This window comes from Rhodococcoides fascians NBRC 12155 = LMG 3623, from assembly GCF_001894785.1.
GTDB lineage: Bacteria > Actinomycetota > Actinomycetes > Mycobacteriales > Mycobacteriaceae > Rhodococcoides > Rhodococcoides fascians.
The window spans coordinates 837164-861150 of record NZ_BCWW01000001.1 but is presented as its reverse complement, the minus strand read 5'-3'; the positions used below and the strand labels follow the sequence as shown (position 1 = coordinate 861150).

The following is a 23987-nucleotide window of genomic DNA, read 5'->3' as shown; positions in this document are numbered from 1 at the left end:
TCCGAAGACGCTCGGGCCCACAGTGTTACGTTCTAGTCCGGAATCATGTCGAACGTGTCCGGATTCGGACCGTTCCGGCCTTCCTCGCCCTTGTCGAGTGCAGTGATCGCATCGACGTCGGCCGAGCTCAGCTCGAAGTCGAAGATGTCGAAGTTGGCCTTCACGCGCTCCGGAGTCACCGACTTCGGGAAGATGATGTTGCCACGCTGAATGTGCCAGCGGAGCACCACCTGCGCAACCGATTTGCCTGCGGCGTCGGCGATTCGCTTCAGTTCCGCGTCGTCGAGAACGTTGCCCTGAGCGATCGGCGACCACGCCTCGGTGGGGATGGCATGTTCGCGGCCGTAGGCCCACACGTCGTGGTTGACGAAGTACGGGTGCACCTCGATCTGGTTCACCGCGGGGACCGTCTCGGTCTCTTCGGCGAGGCGATCGAGGTGAGCGGGCTGAAAGTTCGAGACGCCGATGTTGCGGGCCCGGCCGTCGGCGGCGAACTCCTCCAACGTCTTCCACGTGGAGACGAAGTCGCCGTCGTACCGGGTGGGCAGCGGCCAGTGGATGAGGAAGAGATCGACGTAGTCGGTCCCGAGGTCGCTGAGCGTCTTGTCGAACGCCGAGCGCGCGTCGTCGGGCCGGTGGAAACCGTTGTTGAGCTTGCTGGTGACGAACACCGATTCGCGGTCGATGCCGGAGCTGCGAATGCCCTCGCCGACCTGCTTCTCGTTGCCGTACATCTGCGCGGTGTCGATGTGTCGGTAGCCGATCTCGAGCGCCGTTTCGACGGCCTTCGCGGTCTCGTCGGCGTCGATCTGAAAGACGCCGAAACCGAGCTGGGGAATCTGCTTGCCGTTTCTGAGCGTGACGTTGGGTACCTGAGTCATATCGCCGGGGTGCCCGCCCACTGTGGCCTTCAAACCGGGTGGAACAATGCCATCGTGATAGTGCAGCGCATCCGGCGCGTCGTAGACGGAGTTGCCGAGAAATTCGGTCGGTCCACCTCTGCTCTGACAGCTCCCGAGCGCAGTTTCGATCCGGGGCACCCATGGTTCCTCACCGCGCCCGAGCGAGGCAACGACGACACCCGAATTTCGGCCTGGACCGAGGGCAATCGCGTCGAGAACCTCGTGCACGGCAAGACGTACTTCGCGGCACTCGCACGGGCCCTCGAGCAGACCGAGCGCGACGATCTGGTGCTCTTCACCGATTGGCGCGGGGACCCGGAGCAGCTGCTCACCGACGACGGCGTGACCGTCGAGGATGCCCTGGCCGCCGTCGCGCACCGCGGTGGCGTCGTCAAGGGCATGGTGTGGCGCTCCCACATGGAAACCCTCGGTTTCACCGGTCCGAAGAACCGCAAGCTCGCGCTGCGGCTGGAAGAGGCGGGCGGCGAGGTCATTCTGGACCAGCGCGTGCTGGTCACCGGAAGCCACCATCAGAAGTTCGTGGTCGTGCGGTACGGCAGGACTGATTTGCCCGACGTCGCTTTCGTGGGCGGTATCGATCTGGCACGTGCTCGACGCGACGACGCCGATCACTTCGGCGATCCCGTCTCGCGGCCCTTCCCTCCCGAGTACGGCGAGATTCCGGCGTGGCACGACGTTCAGGTGCAGATCGAGGGGCCCGCAGTCCGGGATGTGGAGGACGTCTTCCGGGAACGCTGGGAAGATCCCGCGGCGCTCTCGCGTCTACCGTGGCACGCCATTCCCGATTTCCTGCGCGGAGTCAGGCGTGAACCGTCGGAGTTGCCACCCGCTGCCGCCGCCCCGGAGCCGCAGGGCACGTGCTCGGTTCAGCTGCTGCGTACCTACCCGCGTCGACGCCCCGCCTACCCGTTCGCGACGAGAGGCGAGCGCAGCGCTGCCCGCGCATACGCCAAAGCCCTGGACCGTGCCACCGAGCTGATCTACATCGAGGACCAATATCTGTGGTCCGTCGACGTCGCGCGCGTGTTCGCCGCGGCACTGCGCCGCAAGCCGAACCTGCGGCTGGTGGTGGTGGTCCCCAAGCACCTCGACGACGACAGTAACTTGACCATTCCCTCTGCGCTGCTGGGACACTCGGCGGCGCTCGGGGTCATCCGCGCAGCCGGCGGTGACCGCGTACTGGTACTCGACATCGAAAACGACCGTGGCATACCGGTATACGTGCACTCGAAGGTCTGCATCATCGACGACGTCTGGGCGGCAGTGGGGTCGGACAACTTCAATCGCCGCTCCTGGACCCATGATTCGGAGCTGACCGCGGCCATCGTCGACGAGCAGCGCGACGATCGGGCACCGCTCGACCCAGCGGGCCTCGGCGACGGTGCCAGAACCCACGCGCGCAACCTGAGACTCGAACTGATCCGCGAACACCTCGGGCGGGCCGACGGCGACGACGCCGACCTCGTCGACCCGCAGCAGTTCTTCGACGTGGTCTCGGCGAGCGCGACGGCCCTGGACAACTGGCACCGCAACCCGTCCGCGAAGCCCCGGCCCGTCGGCCGTCTGCGAATGCACGAGATCACGGTGCCGCCCGTCTGGCAGCAGCGACTCGCCGCACTCGCCTACCGGCTGTTCGTCGACCCCGACGGACGCCCCATCGGGATGCGCCTGCGTCGTCGATTCTGAGTCCACGTTTTCGAGTTGTAGCTGTTTCGGACCTGACATATCGGGCATTCGCTCACGATGTCCACCTCCTCCCGCGCGCCCAGCGCGCTCGTCTTCGCGCCGTCCCCACTACTGACGGTGACCCTCGACGCTGCCCCCAACGGCAGTACCGAACTGCACGTGCACGCGGGCGGGCAAGGCCACTGGATCGCCAGGATGGCGTCGGTGCTGGGTCTCGATGTCACACTCGCCGGGGTGTTCGGCGGCGAGATCGGTGCCGTACTGCGCGGCATCGTCGAGAGTGAGGGCATCTCCGTCGTCTCCGTCGACATCGGCCAGGAAAGCGGCTCCTACGTGCACGATCGCCGAAGCGGAGAGCGCGAGGTACTGGCCACGGTCGATCCGCCGCCGCTGGCCAGGCACGCGCTCGACGACCTGTTCGGCGCGGCACTTGCCACCGGCGCCCGCAGCGACGTGGCAATTCTCGGCGGTCCGCACGCCGACAACATCGTGCCGCCCGAGGTCTACGAGCGACTGTGCGCAGACCTACGTGCGCTCGACGTCCCGGTGGTGGCGGACCTGTCGGGCCCCACCATGCTGGCCGCCCTCGCCGGCGGCCTCACAGTTCTCAAGGTCAGCCACGAGGATCTGATCGCCGACGGCGGAGCCGAGACCGAGGACCCGAAGCACCTGATCGATGCCATGCGAAAGATGCACGACGACGGTGCCGAGGTGGTCGTGATCTCCCGAGCGGGAGACCCCGCCCTGGCGCTGGTCGACGGCGACGTGCTGGAGATCGTCACCCCGGGTCTGCAGATGGTCGACCACCACGGCGCAGGCGATTCGATGAGCGCCGGCATCGCCGCCGGAATTGCTCAGGGGATGTCGATGCCGGAGGCGCTCCGCCTGGGCGGCGGCGCGGGCACTGCCAACGTCACCCGCCGCGGCCTCGGTAGCGGCCGAAAAGACCTGGTTCTCGGACTCACCGAATCGGTCGACGTGCGTCCGTACGGCAAGGCGGGCAAGAAATGAGGGCGCTGATCACCAACGACGACGGCGTGGACAGCGCAGGCATCGCACTGCTGGCGCGGGTCGCGCTCGACGCCGGCCTCGACGTCGTGGTGGCCGCACCCCACGAGGAACGCAGCGGTGCCAGTGCATCGCTGACGGGGATGGGCGTCGACGATCACCTGGGTATCGAGCGAACCGAGATCGAGGGGCTGCGCGGCGTCGAGGTCTATGCGGTACAGGCCTCACCGGCCCTCATCGCGTTCCTCGCCACCCGAGGGGCCTTCGGCGATCCACCCGACGTGGTCCTCTCCGGTATCAATCACGGCCCCAATACCGGTGCGGCCGTTCTACATTCGGGCACGGTGGGCGCGGCGCTGACCGCGTTGACGCACGGGGTTCCCGCCATGGCGCTGTCCTCGCTCGCCACCCGGCCGTCGCACTGGGACACCGCCGAACACGTCGCGCATCTGGCGGTGACATGGATGATTTCGCACCTGACCGTCGATGCCGTCGTCAACGTCAACATTCCCGACGTTCCACGGTCGGATTTCGCCGGGATCGTTCCGGCCTCGCTGGCCCGGTACGGCGCGGTGCAGGCCGAAATAGGCGATCGCGGAGAAGATTTCGTCACCGTCCGGTTCGACGAGATCCACGCGGAGGACGACGACTCCGACGCCTCCCTGCTGGCCCGGAACTGGGCGACCGTCACCGCGCTGCGTCCCCCGAGCGAGGTGGACAGCATCGATCTGTCGACGCTGCGTGAGTGAGCTCGGTGCGGTGGAGCCGATTGTGTCGGTGCCCTCGGGCACACTGGGAATCATCACCGCACATGCAACGGACCTAGGGGGTCACCGCACATGACGACAGATACCGATTCCGGATCGTTCCGCAGGCTCCACTCGCATGGCGTAGTTCCACCGTTTCTGCTCGAGCGTCTGCAGGGAGCCGGTGCCCGCGCGACTCTGCTGGCCGACCGCGAGATGCGGGCGGGCAGAGAGGTCGTCCAGGCACGTACCGCCATCGCACCGCGGACCGGCGGCACCCTCGAACGCACCATCTCCGATGCGAAAGCGACCCGCGACCTCCCGGGTCAGCAGGTTCGCGCCGAGGGTGAGGATCCCACCGGCGATGCTGCGACCGACGAGGCATACGACGGCCTCGGTGCCACGTATGCGTTCTTCGACGAGGTGTACGGCTACTCGAGTCTCGACGGCAGCGGCCTGCCCCTCGATGCGACGGTCCATTACGGCCGGGACTACGACAACGCGTTCTGGGACGGCTCTCGCATGGTGTTCGGCGACGGTGACGGAGAGGTGTTCGCCCGCTTCACCGTTTCTCTGGGCGTCATTGCACACGAGCTCGCGCACGGTTTCACGCAGTACACCACCCCGCTCGAATACAAGGACCAGGCCGGCGCACTGAACGAATCCATCTCGGACGTGTTCGGTGCACTCGTGGAGCAGTACACCGCGAAGCAGAACGCCGAGGACGCGTCGTGGTTGATCGGCGAAGGTCTGTTCCTGCCTGCGGTGCAGGGCAAGGCGCTGCGCTCGCTCCTCGAGCCCGGTACCGCGTACGACGACGATGTACTCGGCAAAGACCCACAGCCGGCGAGCATGGACGACTTCGTCGTCACCACCGAGGACGACGGCGGTGTGCACATCAACTCGGGCATTCCCAACCGCGCGTTCGCCGTCGCCGCAACCACCTTGGGTGGCCCGGCGTGGGACCGCGTCGGGCAGGTCTGGTTCGACACCATGACTGTCGGGGGTCTGGCACCGACGGTCGACTTCGCGGGTTTCTCCGCGGCGACGCTGCTCGCAGCGCAGAAGCGATTCGGTGCCGATTCCGACGTCGCACGGGCCGTGGCCACCGGTTGGTCTACCGTGGGAGTTCAGTCAACACGGGAGCCGAGCGACGATCGGGTGTGATCGAGGGGCATGAGCCTGCGCATCGAGGTACTGCGAACCGGCGGGATCGCCGGAATGTCCAAGCGCGGAGTGGTCGAGACCGACGAGCCGGAATGGCAGTCGCTGGTCGAGGCTGCGCGCCCGTACCTGGCTGAGCCGCCCCCACCCGAGCCGGCCGAGTCGCAGGCCCGCGACACCTTCGTGTGGAACGTGTCGGTGGGCGAGCAATCGTGCCGGGTCGGCGATTCGGCCCTGACCGGGCCGCTACGCGACCTCGCGGAGCGCACACTCCGCGAGGGTCGCGTCAGGTAGTTCAGCAGCTCGGCTCAAGCTTTCCATTCCGCGGAGCGTTCCGGGGACGCCTCGGCCAACGCCTTCACCGTGTCGTCGACGCCGAAGTCCTTGCCGTACACCGGGGTTCCCGGTTGCTGACGCCAGGACTCGGCGAGAGAACCGGCATCGACCGGGTCGAAGCCGAGCTCGTCGATCACCGAGAACACCAACTTCTTCGACTCTGCGTCGTCCCCGGCGATCGGCAGTGCGATGCGCTTGTCGGTTCCGGCAGGAACACCCTTCTCGAGCAGGTGCTTGTACCAAATTCCGTTGAACGCCTTGATCACCGGCTCACCGAGCTGCTGCGACACCCATACGCTCTCGGGTGTGCCGCCTTCGATGTCTTCGATCAGACCGTCGCGCTGCTGCGGGTAGTAGTTGTTCGTTTCGATGATCGGCGCTCCGGGCTTGCGTGCGCCGGCGATACCGGCGGCGAGGTCGGGCACGTTCTTCTGCGGGATGCTGAGGATGACCAGGTCCGCATCCTGCGCCGCGTCCGCTGCCCACACCGCCGTCGCTCCGGTTTCCGACGCCAGCTCCGCCAGAGTCTCCGGGTCTCGTGAGTTCGAGAACCGAACCTCGTGACCGAGCGCCGTCAACCGGCGCACGAGCGTTCCACCGATGAATCCACTTCCGATGATGCCAATTTTCATGTCCGGAACAAACGATCAGGGACTCGATCTATTCCCGTCAGGAAGCGACCGCGACCTTCGATCGAGGCCGCCCGAACTTCATCGCCTTGTCGACGAGCTTGCCGTACCGCAGAACCGGCAGGTCGCGGAAGTAATTCATCCGCAGCTTCCACGGAGTTTCACTGCCCTGCCTCGGGAAGTTGTCCACGGCCCGCAGCACGTAGCCGGCGGCGAAATCGAGGAACGGCTCTTCGTCCACGGACGGGTCGCGTTCGAGCTCGACGGTGCTGTACCCGTTCTCGTCCATGTGGGCGAGCAGGCGCATGACGTAGTTCGAGACCATGTCGGCTTTGAGCGTCCACGACGCGTTGGTGTACCCGACGACAAAAGCGAAGTTGGGGATTCCGGTGAGCATCATGCCCTTGTACGCCATGGTGCTGGGCAGATCCACGTCTCTACCGTCGACGCGGAAGGTCGCGCCACCGAGTGCGGACAGGTTCAATCCCGTTGCCGTGACAACGATATCGGCGTCGAGGTGCTGGCCGGACTTCAACTTCAGGCCGGTCTCGGTGAAGCTGTCGATGTGATCGGTGACGATCGAGACCTCGTCCTTGCGGATCGAGCGGAACAGATCGTTGTCGGGCACCAGGCACAGGCGCTGATCCCACGGGTTGTACGACGGGGTGAAGTGGGTGTCCAGGTCGTACCCCTTCGGCAGCCAGCCCTCCTGCATCTTCCGGATCCGCTTCTTCATGAATTCCGGGTACTTCTGGCTCAACGTGAAGATCAACATGGCCATCGACACGTTCTTGAGCCGAGTCACGCTGTACGCCAACTTCTTCGGCAGACGCTTCCGCAGTGTCTGCGCAATCGGATCCTTCGAGGGGAGCGAAAGGATGTAGCTCGGCGAGCGCTGCAGCAACGTCACGTGCTCGGCCTCACGAGCGAGGTTGGGAGCCAACGTGATCGCCGTTGCACCGCTGCCGATGACGACGACCTTCTTGCCCGCGTAATCCAGATCCTCGGGCCAGTGCTGCGGGTGGATCACCTGCCCACCGAAGTTCTCCTGGCCGACGAACTCCGGGCTGAAACCCTTGTCGTAGTTGTAGTAACCACTGCAGGAGAACACGAACGACGCGGTGATCGTGACGGTCTCGTTCGTGTCGCTGCGCTGCGCCGTGACCGTCCAGAACTGCTGCTCGGACGACCATTCGAGGGCGACGACCTTGTGGTGGTATCGAATGTGCTTGTCCACACCCGCTTCTCGTGCGGTTTCGACGATGTAGTTACGGATGTCGGAACCGTCGGCGATGGACTTCTCTCCTGTCCACGGCCTGAAGCTGTACCCGAGGGTGTACATGTCGGAATCGGAGCGAATACCGGGATAGCGGAACAGATCCCAGGTGCCACCGATCGCCCCGCGGCTTTCGAGGATGGTGTACGTCTTCCCGGGCAGATCGTGGCCGAGGTGACGCGCGGCACCGATCCCGGACAGGCCGGCACCGATGATGAGGACATCGACCTCGGGGGTGGTCAGTACGGCAGTCATGAGCAACGATTCCTTCGGTGGGGGGTCAGCTGATTTTGTTGCGTGCGCTCTCGGACCTACCGAGACGCGCTACTTCTTCGTCCATCTTGGGCAGGATCGTCGGCACGTGCGCCAACATGCTGCGATCGCCGACGCGCGAGGTGATGACGGCCTTGAACCAGGACGCCGCACCAACCCACCGCGGTACGTAGACGCGGCGCTTGCGCTTGGCCAGGCCGTCGACGAACGCATCCACGCACTGCTCGACGGTCATCGTCTTCCCGAGGGGGCCGGGCAGTACCGCGAGCAAATCCTGGAAGGCCGTGAGATCGGACTTCGCGTCCTGGACCATCGGGGTATCGATCCAGGCCATGTGGGCCGAGCCGACGTCGACTCCTCGGTAGTTCACTTCCAGCCGAAGCGCATTGGCGAAATGCTCGGCTGCGGCCTTGCTGGCGTTGTACGCGGCCAAGCCGGGGCACGGGGTGAACGCGGCCAGCGAGGAGACGACGAGGATGTAGCCGTTGCGTTCGATCAGCGACGGCAAGGCCGCGCGGACGGTGTTGAACACGCCCATCACGTTGATGTCCATGACGCGCTGGAACGTGGCCGGGTCCACCTGCAGGATGGATCCGTAGCTGGCGATTCCCGCATTGGCGAGCACCAGATCGATGCCCCCGTAGGCCGCGATGCCGCCGTCGACGGCGCGCTGCATGTCGTCCAGATTTCGGACGTCGGCGACGAACGCCTCGGCCTTCAGCTGCGTCGCGACCTCCCGCAGCGGGGCCTCGTCGACGTCGACGAGTACCAACTTGGCTCCACGACCTGCCAACGCACGTGCGGTCTCGGCACCGATTCCTCGTGCCGCGCCGGTGATCAGAACGACCTTGTTCCGGAGCGTCGATGACGCCATGTCTCCCCCTCGATCGAGATGCATTCCTGCGAACACTTTGCATCTGATACCGAGCGGTGTCAAGATCTGTCTGTGACTACCCATCACAGTGACGTCGGCAGGACGTATCGCGGAGCTCCCCCGCAGCAGCGGCAGCAGGAGCGTCGAACCCGCCTGCTCGATGCCGCCGTCGAAGTGTTCGGCACCACCGGGTACCGAACGGCGACCGTGGAGAAAGTCTGCACCGAAGCGGGCCTGACCAAGCGCTACTTCTACGAGTCCTTCACCAACAGCGAAGACCTGCTGATGGCCACCTACGCCCGCGCTACCGACGCGATGCGCGAGAGCATCCTCGCCGGAGCGGCGTCGGAAACGGAGTCCAGCGAACAGGTGCTCCGAGGAGCCCTGACCGGATTCTTCACGTTCGTCGCCGAGCAGCCGAAATCCGCTCGTATCGCCTTCGTCGAAATCCTCGGCGTATCCCCCACCGTCGACGCGTTGTACCGCAAGACCACCACCTCGTTCTCGGCGACGGTGCTACAGGTCGCCGACACCGTAGGGTCCAGCCGTGGCCTGGCCGGGCCGAACCGTAAAACGCTGGCGATGGGCCTGGTGGGCGCGGTACTCACCATTGCTCAGCAATGGTTGCTGTCCCCCGAACGCGAACCTCTCGACTCCGTGATCGCCAGCGCGCACACCATTCTGGCCGCCGTCGTATTCGGACGCGTCGACGGCTGAGCAGCTGTCATGCTCTGCTCTGCAGCGGCTCCACAGGTTCGTCCGAGGTGACGCGTTCACCTGATTTGACGACGACGACACCGAGCAGAATCAGTGCGCCACCGGCCAATTGGATCGGTCCCGGAGCCTGGCCGAGCAACAGCCACGCGAACACAAGCGCCGCAACAACTTCCATCAGACCCATGAACGACGCCAGCCGCGAGCCGAGGCGTCGACCGGCTGCAATTCCGAGCACGTACGCCAGAGCGGCGGTCACCACACCGAGACCGATGATCGGAACCCACCATGGCACAACGGCATCGACGAACGTGACGTCGGTCAGCGGAGCCGCGAACGGGACGATGCCGACCAGCCCAGCGGCGAGCAGAATGAGTCCACCTGCCAGCAGACCGCCCCCGGCGAGCACGATCGGCGGCAAGCCGTTGCTCTCGTCGGCGGAGAGCACCCAGTAGACGGCGGCTCCCGCCATCGCACCGAGCGCCCACAGCACGCCGACGCTGTCGACGTCCGCGCCGGAGATCAGGTCGAGAACGAGTACCAGCCCCATTGCGGCCAACAGCGCACCGACCAGCGTCAGCCGGCCCGGACGCTGCTGGTGCCGAAACCACATCCAGCCGATGACGGCTACGGGCGAGGTGAATTCGATGAGCAGTGCGACACCCACGTCCATTCGGCCGACGGCGTTGAAGAACGCGAGCTGACAACCGGCCACCGCGAAGGCACCGTAGGCCACGAGCAGCTTCCAATTCTTGACCAACAGGCCCCAGCGTCCACGCAGCGCGAGAATCGACGGAATCAGCAACACCGCTGCCGCGAGCAGGATGCGCGCAGTCACGGCGGCACCGGCGGTCCAGCCGGCATCGAGCAGGCCTTTGGCCAGTGAGCCGGAGAGCCCGAACGATGCCGCGGACAGGAGCGCGAACCCGAGCCCCGAGAGTCGACGCGACCGTGCCGCAGCGTCGTGTGCAGCTGCGCGATCCACCAGCGCGTCATGAGTGTAAGCCGTCATGACATGTGACAGTAGGGAGTGAATTGGTAAGGTGTCAACATGCTTTTTGCTCATGACGCAGAACTGTCGCTTCTGTCCGCCGTGGCATTGGTCAATTCCGCCGAAGACCCGGACACGCTGACCACCCGCGAGGAGCTGGCCGAGTTCTTCACCGACCAGGGCTACTCCGGACGGTTCGACGGCGACGACGCCGAGCTCGAGGCGGTGCGGGCACTGCGTCCGACCGTGCGATCACTGCTCACCAGCAGTCGAGACGATGCCGTGCTCGAGGTGAACCGCTTGCTTGCCGAATCCTCGGCCCTGCCCCGACTGGTCCGGCACGACACTCTCGACTGGCACGTCCATGCCGTCGCCGACGACAGTCCACTGGCAACCCGCATCGTCGTCGAGACCGCGATGGCCATGATCGACGTCATCCGAGCCGACGAGCTCTCTCGTTTCGACGTCTGCGCCGATCCGGACTGCAACGGGCTGGTTCTCGACCTCTCCCGAAACCGCTCTCGCCGCTTCTGCAGCACCACCTGCGGCAACCGCGCGGCGGTCGCCGCGTACCGCGCACGCAAGGCCCAGTAGCACCGCAGGGCTTAGACGACCGGGTTTCGGGTATTCGGCGACGGAACTTAGCGAGAGGAACATCCCCATGGTCGAGAAAAGGCCTTCGAAAACGAGCTGGGCACGTGCAGTCGAGAACATGCTGGCCGTCATCTTGATCTTCGCCGGAATCGCATCCGCGGGCGGTCTGATCGCGGCTCTGGCGGGCGGCTTCGAGGGATGGGCGATCGTCGCCGGCATCACCGTGGTCGTACTGTTCGCAGCAGCGTTCTTCGCCGTTCGCGACGGTGCCCGACGACGCGCGCGGGAAGTCGACACCGTCGTCTACTCCCCCGACAACACCGATCAACTGTTCGACGTGGACCCGAACACCGGTGAGCGCACTCCGCACCGGGAATAGCACTGCCGCACGGTAGTGCTGCTCGGCGTCAACTCGGAACCGATTCGAGACGAACCATCGAATCGGTTCCGAGGAAGAACACACCCGATAGCGTCTGGGCGATAGTGCCGCTGTCGGTGAACCCATCGGACCCAGCCGGGATGGTCCAATGCCACCGCACGTCACCGGAATCCGTGGTTGCGACATACGCCGGACCGTCGATCGAATAACGAGTGTTGCCGATGACCTTGTCCGTATCGAACGGATCCGGCAACTCCCACACAGTAGCGCCGGTGGAGTCGACGACGGTGTCATCCGAGGTCATGTCGAGACCCCCGACGGGTGCTCCGGTGGTCGGATCGAAAAATGTCGCCTCCCCGCCCATCGTGACGACGCCTCGCCCGTCGGCCGTGTGAATCACTGTGCCACTCAGGCCCTCCCACCCCATGGATGTGGTGATCGGTAGCGTCCACATTCGGTCGAGTGCATTCACCGACCCGCCGTGCAACACGGATTCGCCATCCTCAGGGCTGCCTTCCAACAACAGCACCGATGTCCCGTCGCTCTCGATCGCGTAGACGTACCAGTCCTCGGGGACCGGTATCCGCTTCACCACCCCGTCGTTCGTACCGATAGTGACGAGGGACTGCACATCGGAATACGTGTCGAGACAGACGATCTCGCTCTGAACGGGAACGCTCGCGCATACGTCGACTGTTCCGGGCGACGCCTTCCATCGCACACTGCCGTCGTCGGCATCGAGGGCCACGAACTCGACTGCATCGAGCGAAGACGACCGTGGATTCGGCAGGCCCATTGCGGTGACGAGAACATCGCCGGCGTCGATCACGCCCGTGACCCCGAGATCGAACGTCAAACTTGCGGTCGGCGAACGGAATGCAGCGAATTGCCTACCGTAGACGGTCTCTGCGTCGATCCGCCAGCTGGGCTCGAGCGCCGGCCCAGCCGGCGCCTCAATTGTCTCCGTCTCCTCCGAGAACGTCGGCATCTCGTCGAACGCCGACGTCGTTGCATCGTCCATCGACGGCTTTACGGACACGTCCACATTCACCAGCACGACCGCAGCCGCGGCGACGGATACCACTGCCACCATCACCGCGGCTGCAGCGAGAACAGTGCGTGTCGTCGAATCCTTCACGGCCACTCCGTGATCGGAGCTTGGGCCACTGCATCCAGTAGCTCGAGTGGCAGCGGTTCCGGCCGTGTCGAACGGCCCCCGCCAGGAACGAAATCCGCCGTCGACCGAACCGACACCTGCACGCCGGACGGTCGCGTCAGCGTGACCGACCTCGCCAACCGCATGGTTCCGTCCTCCGCGGTCATACTGCTCGACAGATCGACGTCGTACGATTCGAGCACCGAACCGTCGGGCAATGTTCGCAGCTCCACAACCGGACCGTACGCATTCTCCGGATCGTAGGGGTCCCTCGCCACCGGGAGTGCCGCGCCGGAGGATACGGAAATCGACAGCGCTACATCGGAGTTCACTACGTCGATGTCCGTACAGGCACCCCTGCCCGTGCGATCGGGTACCAGCGACCCGATCGGCCGGTTCAGGACGGGCGCATCGGGTAGCGCCTGCCAGGTTGTCGTCAACGCCTCGTTCGCGGCGTCCAAGGACACCTCGTCGATATCCACCGCTGTCGCCTCCCCTGCGAGCGAGACCGAGCAATCCTGGCGCGGCGCAGCGCTTCCCGCCGGTGCAGGCGAAGCGACTCGGAGGCCCGGCAGCGCCGCGATTCGGGTCAACTCGGATGTGTCCAAGGGAAATTCGGGACCAACGGTAGTACTCAGATTCGCGGTGACCAGAGTTCCGTCCGGGTGATACGCCGTCGCTCTGCGACTGTTCGTGCGGTCACCACCGATCTCGTACCAACTGTCGTCGGTATCGACCACCGTTCCGTCGGGCTCGGTGGTGCGGGCGTCGAGAACGCCTGCGACACAGGCCGGAATCCCCGTCGACGACGGTCGAACATCGACGCTGGCAAACGCAGACACCCCCGCGCGAGTCAGGTCGCCGCGGGCACTGGTGCTTGCCTCGAGGCCCTCCGGCACATTACCGCCGAAGTCGTCCACCGGTTGGAAGGTCAGCGACTGGGATGGGGCGGCCAACTTCACGGTGACATCCGCTGGAAGTGCGCCCACGAGGGCGTCGGTCATCGCTCCTGCCTTGCTCGCGGTCAACCACGGGTAGGCAGGATTGTCGTAGGACCGAGCCTGACTCCCGATGACCGAGATGAGGCGCCCATCCTCACTGGGCGGGGGCGGCTCGACCTCGGAGCACCCCGGAATGTCGACCGGATACTCGACGGGCTCGGAGACGATGGAGTAGTCACCGTCGCGCGCGGCCTCCCCGGATGACACGGCATTTCCGGGCGGCAGTTCACTTTCCGGCGAATGCAGCAGTCCGGCCGCAACGACACCGAGTGCGACCACCGTGACGATGACCGATACGTCGATGACGGCGTTGTGTCTTCTTCCTTCGCGCACGAGACGACACTACATACCCAACGGACGGTTTTGGTCCGATGCGGCCATTCAGGCCGAGTCCGCCAGCAGCGCCGCCACCATACTCGAGCTGTTCACACCTCGGCTGATCCATGTCGCCTGCACAGCGTGGTACAGGTCCGGCTTTCCACTCCACACCGTGGCTGCGGGCCTGTTGTCCGCGTCGAGTTCGTGATGCCAGGAGCCGTCGACGAGGTCGATGAAGGAGTCGGCGGCAATGTCCCACCAAGTGCGATAGTCGTTGTCGTAGCGCTCTTCTCCGGTCCGACGACCCAGTGTCGCGGCGGCCGCGATCGCCTCGCACAACACCCAGTGCAGACGCTCTGTCTCTACCGGTCGCCCGGTCCAGTCGGTGGTGTAGACGAAGCCGGGCGACGGGCCGGGTTGCCATCCGTCCTGCGCCGCGCGGTGATACAGCGACGCGGCGGCGGCAATGTAATCGTGGCCACAAGGGCTGTAGGCCACGAGACTCGCCTGCACGAGCAGCCGAGCCCACTCGAAACCGTGCCCCACCGTTGCTCCGTACGGCTTGAACTGGTTTGCGGTGTCGCCGCTGTTGTACTCGAGCATCGGCTGCCATTCCGCAGTGAAATGCTCGGGAATGCGATTCTCGTTCGACTGTGACCAGCCGATCACGTTGTCGCAGATGCGTACTGCCCTGCTCCGCCAGACCTCGGGCGCACCCGCATCGGCCGCCGCCAGCAGTGCCTCGACCATGTGCATGTTGGCGTTGATACCGCGATAACCGTCGAGCGCGGTCCAGCTCGCATTCCAGGTGTCTGCGCACATGCCGTGGTTCTCGTCCCAGAATCGCCGATCCACGACCTCGAGGGCTTCGTCGAGAAGCCCCCGTCCACTGGGGTGTCCCGCCGCTGCGGCTGCGGCTGCCGCCAACACCACGAAGGCATGCGTGTAGGCCGTCTTCGTCGCGTCGGGGGACGAGGCGTCGGCGCTGGACTCGAACCACCCGCCGTTCGTGCTGTCCCGCAACGTCGTCAGTAGACCGTCGAACACTCGATCGGCTTTCCTACGAGACCCGGGATACCCCTGCATCGAGGCCAGGAAATGCACGTGCGCCATCCGAGCAGTGATGTAGGTCAGGGCCGGATGTCTCAGGTCCGGATGTCCGCGGTCGTTCAACCACGCCGCTCCCCCGGCAGGATGCTCGAGCGAGCTACCGAACCGGAGGAGCCGAGCCGATTCTGTGTCGAGCCACCGCTGGTGCGCGGGCAAGGTCCACCACTGACGACGATCACCGGATGTCATGAGCCCATTCTGCGCGATCGGGCCGGACGACAGGTCCGCTTACCGAACCACCCTGTACCGCAGATACATCCAGCCCGACGTAGGGAAGTGCCTCTGCTCTTCCAGCACCAGGTTCAGTCGGTGCCCCACGGGGAAGTACGGCTTTCCACCACCCAGGATTGTCGGGACGACAATGAGCTCGAACTGGTCGATCGAGTCGAACAACGATGCGGCCAACGACGCGCCGGCGACGGCCAACGTGCCCTCGGTCTCCCGTTTCATTCGCTCCACCTCCGCGACGGCGTCGGCACTACGGACCAGCCGGCAACCGTCGGGCACGGAAGTGAGGGTGTCCGAGAAGACCACCCGGGGAGTTGCCTTGTACAGCTCGGCGAATTCGGCTTCGACGGGGTCGCCGGCCGCCCGTTCCGGGTCGGTCCAGTAGTCCTCCATGGCCTCGTACAGCCGCCGTCCGAACAGAAAGACGCTCGTCTCCACGGTCTGTCGATTCGAGAACCGATGCGATTCCTCGTCGGGCATCGAGTAGTCGAGGCTGCCGTCGGGATCCTCGATGTAGCCGTCGAGGGAAACATGCAGGTTGTAGGTCAGAATCGCCATGTCACTCCAGAGGTCGGGTGGGTTTGCCGGTATCGACCTCTGCACCGCCGAGAAGTCACCGGCCTATCCGCGGATTCAGTCCAGAATCGCGGTTGCTTCCACCTCTACCCGCACGTCCGGTTCGAAGAGGTAATCCACTCCGATCAACGACGCCGGCGGCATGGGAGTCGGCAGTCCGATCTCGTCGGCGACGCGCGTGACGCCGTCCATGAACTCACCGATCAGCTCGGGAGCCCAGTGCGTGACGTAGAACGTCAGCCGCAGTACGTCCTCGAATGTTGCTCCTGCACCGGTCAATCCGATCGCGGTATTGCGCAGCGCCTGCGCAACCTGACCGGCGAGGTCGTCGGTATCGATGGCCGACCCGTCCTCGTTCCGGGCGATCTGACCGCTGACGTGGATGTGTCGAGAACCCTGACCCACCGCCACGTGGTGATACGGGGTGGGTTGCATCATTCCGGGCGGGGTGAATCGAGTGACGCTCATGGTTGGTCCTTCGTCGTAGAAATTCAGGTATAACGTTGATACCTGGTACACAAAGGACACTTCAAGGGAACCTGGTTTCATGACCGATACCGCCGACGGCACCGCAGAACTCACGATCACTGCCCCGCACCGCGAATTGTTGGATCAGGTGCTCGACAAATGGTCACTGCAAGTACTCAACGAATTGTGCGAGCGCCCCTGCCGATTCAACGATCTCCGCCGCGGGATTCCCGAGGTGACTCAGAAGTCCCTCACCGCAACGCTGCGGAAGCTCGAACGCAACGGAATCATCGAACGCACGGTGCTGAGCACCCGCCCGGTGGCAGTGGAATATCGAATCACTCCCCTGGGCAAAACACTTCGAACTCCCGTCGACGTCCTGCTGGCGTGGGCAAGCACGCACATGGACGACATCGACCGAGCGCGAGACCGATTCGATGCCCTGTGACGGTTCACGTCCAGTACAGCAGCTGCGCGTCGGGCAGAACGTCGCGAAGTTCGTCGACGAACCAGCTGCGCATCTCGGCCATCGTGTCCTTCGGATAGACGTATTTCACGCCGCCGAACTTGTTTCTCTTCGCTGTGCGCGCGCCCTCGTCCATCTCCAGTTTCGTTCCCGGATACCAGCTCAACAACACATCCTTGCTCGACGGCGTGAAGCGGTGAGTGATGATTTCGGCGGTCAGATCGAGATCGGGCACATCGCGCAACGCGTCGGCGACGTTCGCGAGCAATCGACCGTACTGCTCGCGCCACTGCGGGATCGGCATGATCGGCGCGATCGTCAACCCCACTCGGTAACCGGCCAGTGCCAACTGCCGCAGAGCTTCTATCCGAGCCGGCATACGTGCCGTGCCGCCCTCGAAGCGGTGAGCGATGTCATCGGCGTTGACCGACAGCCGAACTCGCGTTCGGCGGCCGTGGTCGAGCGTCACCAACTCGCGGACGTCGTCGAACTTGGTGGTGAAACGCAGCGATACGTCGTCCCCGTACACGCCCGCGCCCACTCTGCGAACGGCCTCGGCAAGAGAGCCCGTCACGTGTTCGATCCCCAAAGGATCGGTGTAGCAGGATAACTCGAATGTGGTGCCTTCGTGCCCGCGCTCATCGGTGCCGGAGGTGATGGAACCGCGGCCTGCGTGAGTGCCGATACCGGCCAACACGTCGTCGAGGTTGGCGAAGACCCTGGTGATCGGCGGACCAGACAACGAGCCGGCGAGATAGCAGTACTGGCAATGCGCCGGGCATCCTTTCGCCAGGTCGATCCGCCAGTCCGCGCTCGGCGGAATCGGTTGCGGTTTCAGCACACTCGGCGGAGCGACCACCACGGCCATCGTCGACTTGGCTCGTGCGTAGGTCTCGCGCTCGGACTCACCACGCAGTCCGGTGAGGCGGTCACCGGACAGAATGTCGATGTCGGCGACGCCTGCTGCTTCGCACCGACGGAGAATTTCCGCGGTGTGGGGTAACTCGGACGCAGACTTGGTGACCAGGACACGCGAGGGTGTCCAGAGTCGAGTGGGGGCAACCAGAAGATCATCCATTACTCGTGTTGAACGCGTCGCAGCGTGCAATGCTTCCCGGTTACCGCAGCTCAGGCGAGAAATTCGTCGAGCACGCCCAGCAGGGCACGTACCGCCGCGCTCGGAGCGCGAGTCGACGAGGTCGCAACCGCGAGCGGCCACGTCAGATCCACTTTCGACACCGTGGTGACGACCACACCGCTCCGCTCGGTCAGGACGAACCGGGGTAGCAGCGATATCCCGAGGCCGTTGCGGACGTAGGCAACGCCGGTGGAGATATCGGTGATTTCGATGCTCACGCGTCGTTGCAATCCCGCGTCGGCGAACGCGCGGTCGGCCACCGCGCGATTTCCGAAGCCGATCGGCGAGTCGATGAAGTCGTACGGTGCAATGTCGTCCAGCGTCAAGGACTCTCGTTCGGCCAGGGGGTGGTCCGACGGGAGCACCAGATCCAATACCGACGACGCGAGTTCTCGCACGTCGATCCCGGCGGGCCGTCGGCCGGAGTCGGAGACGAACGCGAGGTCCAGTCGGCCGTCTGCCACCGATTCGAGTAACCCCTGAGTGCCCGACGGCGCTGCGCCGGTGATGAGCTGGACGTGCGGAAACCGGCGGTGGTACTCGCCCAGCAGACCGGGAAGGTCGATCAGCTTGATCGAGGTCAACGTGCCGATTCTGACGGTGCCGCGCAGGCCGCCTCGAACGTCGTCGACCGCATCACGGGCATCGCGAGCGGCATCGAGTACCACCCGAGCACGGGGAAGCAGAGCCCGGCCGGCCTCGGTCAGCAGCACACGCTTGGAGTTGCGATCGAGCAGCGATGCACCCAGTTCTCGTTCGAGGGACTTGATCGCCGCCGAAACCGCAGATTGAACGATATGCAGACGGGCAGCGGCACGGGTGAAGTTCTGTTCTTCACTGACCGCGACGAAGTATTCGAGGTGGCGCAGCTCCATCCGTCGATGATCGCATATCGAGATAGTTGTCAGCGTTTTTCTTCGTTGGACGTGATCGTCGAGTCCGAGGACAGTCGTATCCGAACGAACAACACCGACTTCGGAGAACGACATGTCCCACGACACCCTGCCCGCCGCTCCGCCGGAACAGACTCACTCACCGACCTCGACTCGTCGACACGGCGTCGGCTTCTGGGTGGTTGCGGCGGCATTCCTCACCGCGATGGCGTTCTCCACCGTGCCCAGCCCGCTGTACCCGCTCTATCAGGTGCGTGACGGCTTCTCGACGTTCATGGTCACGATCGTGTTCGCGGCCTACGCCGTCGGCGTGATCGTCAGTCTTGTTCTGGCCGGACATGTCTCGGACTGGGTGGGCCGGAAGAAGGTCTTGATCGCCGCGTTGCTGCTCGAATTGGTGGCTGCGGTCATGTTCCTCAGCGGCACTGCACTTCCTCTACTGCTCGTCGCACGGCTCATCACCGGACTCGGCGTCGGAGCACTCACCGCGACCGCTACGGCCTACCTGCACGAGCTGCATTCCACGCACCGGCCGACCGCGTCCGGCCAGCGATTCGAGAAGGTCTCCACCGCAGCGAACATCGGCGGACTCGGCGTCGGGCCGTTGGTAGCCGGGTTCCTGGCGCAGTTCGTCGCGGCTCCCCTGCACACCCCGTATCTCGTGTTCGCGGTACTGATCGTCGTCGCTGTCGTCGGTGTCGCGCTGGTACCCGAGACCGTGGCCGAAATGCCGGAGCGGCCCGCCTATCGCCCGCAGCGAATCAGTGCCGATCACGGTGATCGCGCCGGGTACTTCGCCGCTGCCGCAGCCGGTTTCGCGTCGTTCGCAGTGTTCGGTGTGTTCACCTCGGTGGCACCGGGATTCGTGGCGGGCACACTCGACCATCCGTCCCGCGCCCTCAGCGGTGCCACCGTGTTCGCGGTGTTCGGCACGGCAGCGCTCGCGCAGACGATGACCAGTCGCATGTCGAGCACAGCGAAACTCTCACTCGGCATCTCGGCCGAAGCCCTCGGTCTGATCGCGTTGGTGATCGGAATGCACACCCTGAGCCTGCCGACATTCCTGGTCGGCGGCGTCGTGGCCGGAATCGGGGCGGGCGTCCTGTTCAAGGCCGCAGTGGGAGCCGTCGCCGCGATGGCGGCACCGGCCGAACGAAGCGAGGCCTTGGCCGGACTGTTCCTGATCGCATACCTCGGCCTGGGCATTCCGGCCGTGGGAATCGGAATCGCCACCCTCTCGATGTCCGCAACCGCAGCCATGACCGGACTTGCGGCCTTGGTGCTGGTACTTCTACTGGGAGTGGCAACCCTGGCTCGACGGGCCTCGGCAACCCCGCGGTGAGGCTCAGGGATTCCAGGTATCCGACGCGATCTCGGCAGGCCTGCCCAGCAGATAGCCCTGTCCCTGAACAGAATTGGGCAGCGCTTCGAGTTGGTCGAGAGTTTCGATGCCCTCGACCACGCAGCCCAGTTTCAGATCGCGGGCCAGATTGATGATTGCTCCGACGATGCTGCTGCTCGTCGCGTCACTGGTAATGCTGGACGTGAAGGACCGGTCTAACTTCACAGCGCTCACCGGCAGCGTAGCGAGGTATCGCAGGCTCGCGAAGCCCGTTCCGAAGTCGTCGATGGCGATTCCCACACCCAGTGTGCGTAATTAGCCGAGCTGACGCAGGACCGACGAGCCGGAATCGAGCAACACGGACTCGGTGAGCTCGAGAACGAGGTCCCCCGGAGCCATGCGATGCCGCTCGAGGGCTGTTTCCACTGCCGCACAAATGTCGACGTGTTGAGCCTGTCGGGCACTGAGATTCACGGCCATCGTGACGGGCGCGTCGGACGCGGAGGTAGGCGGGTTCTCGGATCGCCACCGCGCGAGGGTGCCGAGAGCGTCGTCGAGCACGCGCTCACCCAGATCGGAAATGAGTCCCGTGTCCTCGGCCACCGGGATGAATCTGTCGGGTGAAATCGCTGTGCCCGTGCTGTCCCGCAGGCGAGCGAGCGCCTCGAAACTGACCAGTCGACGACTGCCGAGATCGTAGACCGGTTGGTAGGCCACACCGAACGTCGCGGAACCGACCCGATCAGGATCGAGCGCGTCCCTCAGGGTCTGTTCGATGTACGCACGCTCGATCGCGTGCACCCGCAGCGCGTCGTCGAACAGTTCGATTCGGTCCTTGCCCAATTGCTTCGCCCGGTACATCGCGGAGTCCGCATCGCGCAGCGCTTCCTGAGCACTGACGCCCCGGCGGACCAACACCATCCCGACGCTTGCCGACACCACGTACTCACGGCCTCCGTACGCGATGGGCGCTGCGAGTACCGTCCGGATTCGTTCGGCGACCTGTGCGGCAAGCGCGCCGCCCGCAGGCTTGCCTGTCCCGTTCTCCGCAGGCAACGCATCGAGGACCAGAACGAACTCGTCGCCGCCGACGCGGGCGATCGAGTCCTCGGCCCGCAGCACCGAACGCAATCGGCGAGCGACCTCGACCAGCACGGCGTCACCGGCCGCATGGCCGCCGGTGTCGTTGATTCGTTTGAACCCGTCCAAATCGCAGAACAGCACCGCCGCGGCAGCGCCGGTGCGAGCCGTCCGCCGCACGCACCCGGTACCGGATGCTGACGCTCTCCCCATCCGGCAGGGAGGCAGCGTCCCGGTCCGCTGCCCGGACGACGTCGATGTCCTCGGGCACCACCGACTCCAACCCGTCCTCGGGGGCGGCGGTGTCGCCGGGTGAGCCGTCCTGGTTCGGCCCGGTCAACAACGACCTGACGTTGCGCGAGGCCCACTTCACGGTCCCGGTCTCGACATCGGTGACGATGGTGACGTCCGGCGATGCCGTCAGCACCGCATCACGGAACGCGCGCGCCTGCTCGAGCTCGGCGCGCGCCTCACGCTCGGCAGTGACGTCCTCGGACAGCACCATCGCGCCGACGATTCGACCTGTGTCATCGCGCAGAGGTCTGGTCTTCACGGCGAAGATCGCACCCGTCCGGGAACCTACGGAGTCGAAGGACGACTCCTCCCCATCGATGGCCGCTGTGTAGAACGGCTTCAGCCGGGCATTGACCTCCGGCGGGACAGTGTCTTGCAGCAGCTGCCCCTCCATCCGCCGCGGGTCGTATCCTTCCGCCAGCAGTCCGGCACCTTCGACGAGAATGAATCGCAGGTCGCGATCGACGACCAGCACCGACGTGTGCGGGAGGTTCGCCGCCAGCTGCCGATACCGGGCCTCGCTCGCGTCGTCGAACATCGCAGGTGAGCGGAGCAACGGTCCGTAGAAGCGGCGCATCCCCAGGTAGACGACGCCGGCGAGTGCCGTCGAGGCCGCCACCATCACGTCGACGGTCCCGCCCATCGACTCCCGCATCGCGTCCAGGGGTCCCATGCCGGAATCGGTACCGAGATGCGATGCGTGAGTGCCGAGCCCGGCCGTCAGATGCCACGCATGGATCAAATGGTGGGCGGCACACGTCGTGAAGATCGCGGCGGTGGCGACCGCGAGCCGGTTGTTACGAAACTGCCCGGTTCGCAACAGCCCTCGGACGATGAGCAGCACGATCCCCGAGTACGCAGCAGCGGTGATCCCGTTGAGGATCACCACCCAGAGCCACCCGCTCACCGCGATCGCTCATCGGCTCGGTACACCGGGCTCACGAGTCGGTTCGAGTCGACGACGAGCACGATGCGACCCCCCAGGTTCGTAGCGCGTTGCACAGAATGATCGGACCGAGACCGGAATTCGATACTTCACCACCGAAAACCCGCATTGACCAGCGTTTCAGCACATTGTGTTTCGCGAAGGTAATCGCAGTTCTTTTTACACTGCTGCCGTTCAGGCAGTCGAGAATCGGGTGTTTCGCCGAATAATCCGGACCTTCGGTCCGCCTCCGAACGAACGCGATGCGTCGGGTAAGAAGCTCCCATGCCCTTCGCCGATGAACTACTCGGTCCGGACGCAGCCCACACGCTGTTTCGGACCATTCGTACGGCTGCTCCGAAAGCGGATTTGTCGTTGCTTCGAGAGTCGTCGGACGGGTTGGCTCCACTCGCACTCCGAGCCCGCGCCGACCTGCTGCGTGACGCGCTACTGACAGGGCTGCCGGGCGACTACGCCCAGTTCGCTCGGACCATCCGACTGGCCGCTGCGGATCCCGACTTTCGAGGCTGGTCGGTCTGGCCCGTGACCAGCGCCGTCGCATCGAAGGCCGTCGACGAGCGCACTGCGACCGCGTTCGACGACGGGATGTCCTTGCTCGCCGAGCTCACCGGCCGACTGACCTCCGAATTCGCCATCCGGACCTTCCTCCGAACCGATCTGGATCGGGCTCTCGCCATCGCGGCCGAGTGGACGCAATCACCGGACGAACACGTTCGCCGCCTCGCGTCGGAAGGCACTCGACCGTACTTGCCGTGGTCGGTGAGAGTGCCCGAAATACTTGCGCGCCCCGGCGTGACCGTGCCGATTCTGGACAGGCTGTACCGAGACGACAGCGACTACGTTCGGCGGTCGGTTGCCAACCACCTCAACGACTTCAGCCGAGACATCCCGGATGTCGTCGTCGGGACCGCGGCACGGTGGCTGGGCGAGCCGGACGCCAACACCGACCGGCTTGCGCGCCATGCGCTTCGGACGGTGATCAAGAAGGGGAACACCGACGCGCTCGCGTTATTGGGTTTCTCCCCGGCCGAACTCGAGGTGACGGGCCCTGCCGTGGACGTGACCGAGTTGCAGATCGGCGAGAGCCTGGGATTCACCGCGAAAATTCGCAACGTCGGCGTCGAGCCCGCAAAGATCGCGATCGACTACGTCGTGCACCACACCAAAGCGAACGGCGGAGTGACAGGGAAAACGTTCAAGCTGACGACCAAGACAGTCGCGCCCGGAGAGAGCATCGAGGTAGTGCGCCGACACTCGTTCAGAACGTTGACCACACGCAAGTACTACCCCGGCCCGCACTCGATCGAGCTCCAGATCAACGGTGTGAGTTACGGTCTCGCGGAGTTCGTGCTCGTCCGCTAGCCGCGAGTTTTGTACC

The 23987-nt window shown here is 65.0% G+C and carries 24 protein-coding genes and 1 pseudogene; 11 read left to right on the top strand and 14 right to left on the bottom strand.

Annotation, left to right across the window (positions count from 1 at the left end; all coding sequences use genetic code 11):
* Window positions 1-32 precede the first annotated feature (32 nt).
* Entirely contained in the window at window positions 33-881 is an 849-nt protein-coding gene (locus tag RFA01S_RS04320; protein WP_032406658.1) for an aldo/keto reductase, read from the bottom strand.
* A gap of 54 nt (window positions 882-935) precedes the next feature.
* Between RFA01S_RS04320 and RFA01S_RS04315 the strand changes: the two genes are divergently transcribed.
* The 5 genes from RFA01S_RS04315 to RFA01S_RS04295 all read left to right on the top strand — a co-directional run bounded on the left by RFA01S_RS04315 (window position 936) and on the right by RFA01S_RS04295 (window position 5821).
* Window positions 936-2609, top strand: a complete 1674-nt coding sequence (locus RFA01S_RS04315) for a phospholipase D family protein (RefSeq protein ID WP_032406659.1) — start codon at window positions 936-938, stop codon at window positions 2607-2609.
* Between the two features lie 57 nt (window positions 2610-2666).
* Window positions 2667-3620, top strand: coding sequence for a 1-phosphofructokinase family hexose kinase (locus tag RFA01S_RS04310; protein WP_032406593.1), 954 nt, complete (start codon window positions 2667-2669; stop codon window positions 3618-3620).
* On the top strand, window positions 3617-4366 hold the full coding sequence (gene surE, locus RFA01S_RS04305) for a 5'/3'-nucleotidase SurE (RefSeq protein WP_032406594.1): 750 nt from the start codon (window positions 3617-3619) through the stop codon (window positions 4364-4366). The genes RFA01S_RS04310 and surE overlap by 4 nt, the downstream gene beginning before the upstream one ends.
* A gap of 90 nt (window positions 4367-4456) precedes the next feature.
* Window positions 4457-5530, top strand: coding sequence for a M4 family metallopeptidase (locus RFA01S_RS04300; protein ID WP_027494429.1), 1074 nt, complete (start codon window positions 4457-4459; stop codon window positions 5528-5530).
* A 9-nt stretch (window positions 5531-5539) separates the two neighbouring features.
* Window positions 5540-5821, top strand: coding sequence for a protealysin inhibitor emfourin (locus tag RFA01S_RS04295; protein ID WP_027494430.1), 282 nt, complete (start codon window positions 5540-5542; stop codon window positions 5819-5821).
* Between the two features lie 14 nt (window positions 5822-5835).
* On the opposite strand, the gene RFA01S_RS04290 is transcribed toward RFA01S_RS04295, so the two are convergent.
* Genes RFA01S_RS04290 through RFA01S_RS04280 form a run of 3 tightly spaced genes read right to left on the bottom strand, consistent with a single transcriptional unit; the run spans window position 5836 to window position 8915 of the window.
* Window positions 5836-6495: an NADPH-dependent F420 reductase gene (locus RFA01S_RS04290; RefSeq protein WP_027494431.1), complete on the bottom strand. Its 660-nt coding sequence runs from the start codon at window positions 6493-6495 to the stop codon at window positions 5836-5838.
* 37 nt (window positions 6496-6532) lie between these two features.
* A complete protein-coding gene (locus RFA01S_RS04285) occupies window positions 6533-8023 on the bottom strand; it encodes a flavin-containing monooxygenase (RefSeq protein WP_032406595.1) in 1491 nt (496 codons plus the stop codon).
* Between the two features lie 25 nt (window positions 8024-8048).
* Complete coding sequence (locus RFA01S_RS04280) at window positions 8049-8915, bottom strand: SDR family oxidoreductase (protein WP_032364730.1); 867 nt, start codon at window positions 8913-8915, stop codon at window positions 8049-8051.
* Between the two features lie 72 nt (window positions 8916-8987).
* Between RFA01S_RS04280 and RFA01S_RS04275 the strand changes: the two genes are divergently transcribed.
* Complete coding sequence (locus RFA01S_RS04275; protein ID WP_032406596.1) at window positions 8988-9632, top strand: TetR/AcrR family transcriptional regulator; 645 nt, start codon at window positions 8988-8990, stop codon at window positions 9630-9632.
* A gap of 7 nt (window positions 9633-9639) precedes the next feature.
* Here RFA01S_RS04275 and RFA01S_RS04270 read toward each other — a convergent pair whose 3' ends face one another.
* A complete protein-coding gene (locus RFA01S_RS04270) occupies window positions 9640-10641 on the bottom strand; it encodes an EamA family transporter (RefSeq protein WP_032406597.1) in 1002 nt (333 codons plus the stop codon).
* Between the two features lie 39 nt (window positions 10642-10680).
* On the opposite strand from RFA01S_RS04270, the gene RFA01S_RS04265 reads away from it, so the two are divergent.
* Entirely contained in the window at window positions 10681-11214 is a 534-nt protein-coding gene (locus tag RFA01S_RS04265; RefSeq protein WP_032406598.1) for a CGNR zinc finger domain-containing protein, read from the top strand.
* Window positions 11215-11332: 118 nt separating this feature from the next.
* Window positions 11333-11593 carry a hypothetical protein gene (locus tag RFA01S_RS04260; protein WP_052053276.1) on the top strand — a complete coding sequence of 87 codons (261 nt, stop codon included), beginning with the start codon at window positions 11333-11335 and terminating at the stop codon, window positions 11591-11593.
* 28 nt (window positions 11594-11621) lie between these two features.
* On the opposite strand, the gene RFA01S_RS04255 is transcribed toward RFA01S_RS04260, so the two are convergent.
* The 5 genes from RFA01S_RS04255 to RFA01S_RS04235 all read right to left on the bottom strand — a co-directional run bounded on the left by RFA01S_RS04255 (window position 11622) and on the right by RFA01S_RS04235 (window position 16450).
* Window positions 11622-12731: a hypothetical protein gene (locus RFA01S_RS04255; protein ID WP_032406660.1), complete on the bottom strand. Its 1110-nt coding sequence runs from the start codon at window positions 12729-12731 to the stop codon at window positions 11622-11624.
* A complete protein-coding gene (locus tag RFA01S_RS04250) occupies window positions 12728-14083 on the bottom strand; it encodes a hypothetical protein (protein ID WP_032406599.1) in 1356 nt (451 codons plus the stop codon). Before RFA01S_RS04250 ends, RFA01S_RS04255 begins: the two co-directional genes overlap by 4 nt.
* A 48-nt stretch (window positions 14084-14131) precedes the next feature.
* Complete coding sequence (locus tag RFA01S_RS04245) at window positions 14132-15367, bottom strand: AGE family epimerase/isomerase (RefSeq protein WP_032406600.1); 1236 nt, start codon at window positions 15365-15367, stop codon at window positions 14132-14134.
* Between the two features lie 39 nt (window positions 15368-15406).
* Window positions 15407-15964 carry a dihydrofolate reductase family protein gene (locus RFA01S_RS04240; RefSeq protein ID WP_027494440.1) on the bottom strand — a complete coding sequence of 186 codons (558 nt, stop codon included), beginning with the start codon at window positions 15962-15964 and terminating at the stop codon, window positions 15407-15409.
* 75 nt (window positions 15965-16039) lie between these two features.
* Window positions 16040-16450: a RidA family protein gene (locus RFA01S_RS04235; RefSeq protein WP_027494441.1), complete on the bottom strand. Its 411-nt coding sequence runs from the start codon at window positions 16448-16450 to the stop codon at window positions 16040-16042.
* 79 nt (window positions 16451-16529) lie between these two features.
* Between RFA01S_RS04235 and RFA01S_RS04230 the strand changes: the two genes are divergently transcribed.
* Complete coding sequence (locus tag RFA01S_RS04230; RefSeq protein WP_032406601.1) at window positions 16530-16898, top strand: winged helix-turn-helix transcriptional regulator; 369 nt, start codon at window positions 16530-16532, stop codon at window positions 16896-16898.
* A 4-nt stretch (window positions 16899-16902) separates the two neighbouring features.
* Here the strand turns inward: RFA01S_RS04230 and RFA01S_RS04225 are convergent, their stop codons facing one another.
* Both RFA01S_RS04225 and RFA01S_RS04220 read right to left on the bottom strand, forming a co-directional pair.
* On the bottom strand, window positions 16903-17994 hold the full coding sequence (locus RFA01S_RS04225; RefSeq protein WP_032406602.1) for a spore photoproduct lyase family protein: 1092 nt from the start codon (window positions 17992-17994) through the stop codon (window positions 16903-16905).
* A gap of 50 nt (window positions 17995-18044) precedes the next feature.
* Window positions 18045-18929 carry a LysR family transcriptional regulator gene (locus RFA01S_RS04220; RefSeq protein WP_032373818.1) on the bottom strand — a complete coding sequence of 295 codons (885 nt, stop codon included), beginning with the start codon at window positions 18927-18929 and terminating at the stop codon, window positions 18045-18047.
* Between the two features lie 112 nt (window positions 18930-19041).
* On the opposite strand from RFA01S_RS04220, the gene RFA01S_RS04215 reads away from it, so the two are divergent.
* Window positions 19042-20289 (top strand): MFS transporter, encoded by a 1248-nt coding sequence (locus tag RFA01S_RS04215; RefSeq protein WP_032406603.1) that lies wholly within the window; start codon window positions 19042-19044, stop codon window positions 20287-20289.
* A gap of 3 nt (window positions 20290-20292) precedes the next feature.
* Here RFA01S_RS04215 and RFA01S_RS04205 read toward each other — a convergent pair.
* Window positions 20293-21513 (bottom strand): annotated as a pseudogene (locus RFA01S_RS04205) (putative bifunctional diguanylate cyclase/phosphodiesterase).
* Entirely contained in the window at window positions 21449-22570 is a 1122-nt protein-coding gene (locus RFA01S_RS04200) for a PAS domain-containing protein (protein ID WP_032406604.1), read from the bottom strand. The pseudogene RFA01S_RS04205 and the gene RFA01S_RS04200 overlap by 65 nt, the downstream one beginning before the upstream one ends.
* A gap of 303 nt (window positions 22571-22873) precedes the next feature.
* Between RFA01S_RS04200 and RFA01S_RS04195 the strand changes: the two genes are divergently transcribed.
* The gene (locus tag RFA01S_RS04195) at window positions 22874-23971 is read left to right on the top strand and encodes a DNA alkylation repair protein (protein ID WP_032406605.1); all 1098 of its coding nucleotides are present in this window, start codon (window positions 22874-22876) and stop codon (window positions 23969-23971) included.
* Window positions 23972-23987 lie beyond the last annotated feature (16 nt).

Bases quoted from the DNA above. Each gene is read 5' to 3' on its own strand.
- RFA01S_RS04290 (WP_027494431.1), bottom strand. From the start codon at position 6,495: ATGAAAATTGGCATCATCGGAAGTGGATTCATCGGTGGAACGCTCGTG.
- RFA01S_RS04215 (WP_032406603.1), top strand. From the start codon at position 19,042: ATGTCCCACGACACCCTGCCCGCCGCTCCGCCGGAACAGACTCACTCA.
- RFA01S_RS04235 (WP_027494441.1), bottom strand. From the start codon at position 16,450: ATGAGCGTCACTCGATTCACCCCGCCCGGAATGATGCAACCCACCCCG.
- RFA01S_RS04285 (WP_032406595.1), bottom strand. From the start codon at position 8,023: ATGACTGCCGTACTGACCACCCCCGAGGTCGATGTCCTCATCATCGGT.
- RFA01S_RS04240 (WP_027494440.1), bottom strand. From the start codon at position 15,964: ATGGCGATTCTGACCTACAACCTGCATGTTTCCCTCGACGGCTACATC.
- RFA01S_RS04225 (WP_032406602.1), bottom strand. From the start codon at position 17,994: ATGGATGATCTTCTGGTTGCCCCCACTCGACTCTGGACACCCTCGCGT.
- RFA01S_RS04230 (WP_032406601.1), top strand. From the start codon at position 16,530: ATGACCGATACCGCCGACGGCACCGCAGAACTCACGATCACTGCCCCG.
- RFA01S_RS04320 (WP_032406658.1), bottom strand. From the start codon at position 881: ATGACTCAGGTACCCAACGTCACGCTCAGAAACGGCAAGCAGATTCCC.
- RFA01S_RS04300 (WP_027494429.1), top strand. From the start codon at position 4,457: ATGACGACAGATACCGATTCCGGATCGTTCCGCAGGCTCCACTCGCAT.
- RFA01S_RS04270 (WP_032406597.1), bottom strand. From the start codon at position 10,641: ATGACGGCTTACACTCATGACGCGCTGGTGGATCGCGCAGCTGCACAC.
- RFA01S_RS04220 (WP_032373818.1), bottom strand. From the start codon at position 18,929: ATGGAGCTGCGCCACCTCGAATACTTCGTCGCGGTCAGTGAAGAACAG.
- surE (WP_032406594.1), top strand. From the start codon at position 3,617: ATGAGGGCGCTGATCACCAACGACGACGGCGTGGACAGCGCAGGCATC.
- RFA01S_RS04295 (WP_027494430.1), top strand. From the start codon at position 5,540: ATGAGCCTGCGCATCGAGGTACTGCGAACCGGCGGGATCGCCGGAATG.
- RFA01S_RS04310 (WP_032406593.1), top strand. From the start codon at position 2,667: ATGTCCACCTCCTCCCGCGCGCCCAGCGCGCTCGTCTTCGCGCCGTCC.
- RFA01S_RS04195 (WP_032406605.1), top strand. From the start codon at position 22,874: ATGCCCTTCGCCGATGAACTACTCGGTCCGGACGCAGCCCACACGCTG.
- RFA01S_RS04265 (WP_032406598.1), top strand. From the start codon at position 10,681: ATGCTTTTTGCTCATGACGCAGAACTGTCGCTTCTGTCCGCCGTGGCA.
- RFA01S_RS04245 (WP_032406600.1), bottom strand. From the start codon at position 15,367: ATGACATCCGGTGATCGTCGTCAGTGGTGGACCTTGCCCGCGCACCAG.
- RFA01S_RS04280 (WP_032364730.1), bottom strand. From the start codon at position 8,915: ATGGCGTCATCGACGCTCCGGAACAAGGTCGTTCTGATCACCGGCGCG.
- RFA01S_RS04260 (WP_052053276.1), top strand. From the start codon at position 11,333: ATGCTGGCCGTCATCTTGATCTTCGCCGGAATCGCATCCGCGGGCGGT.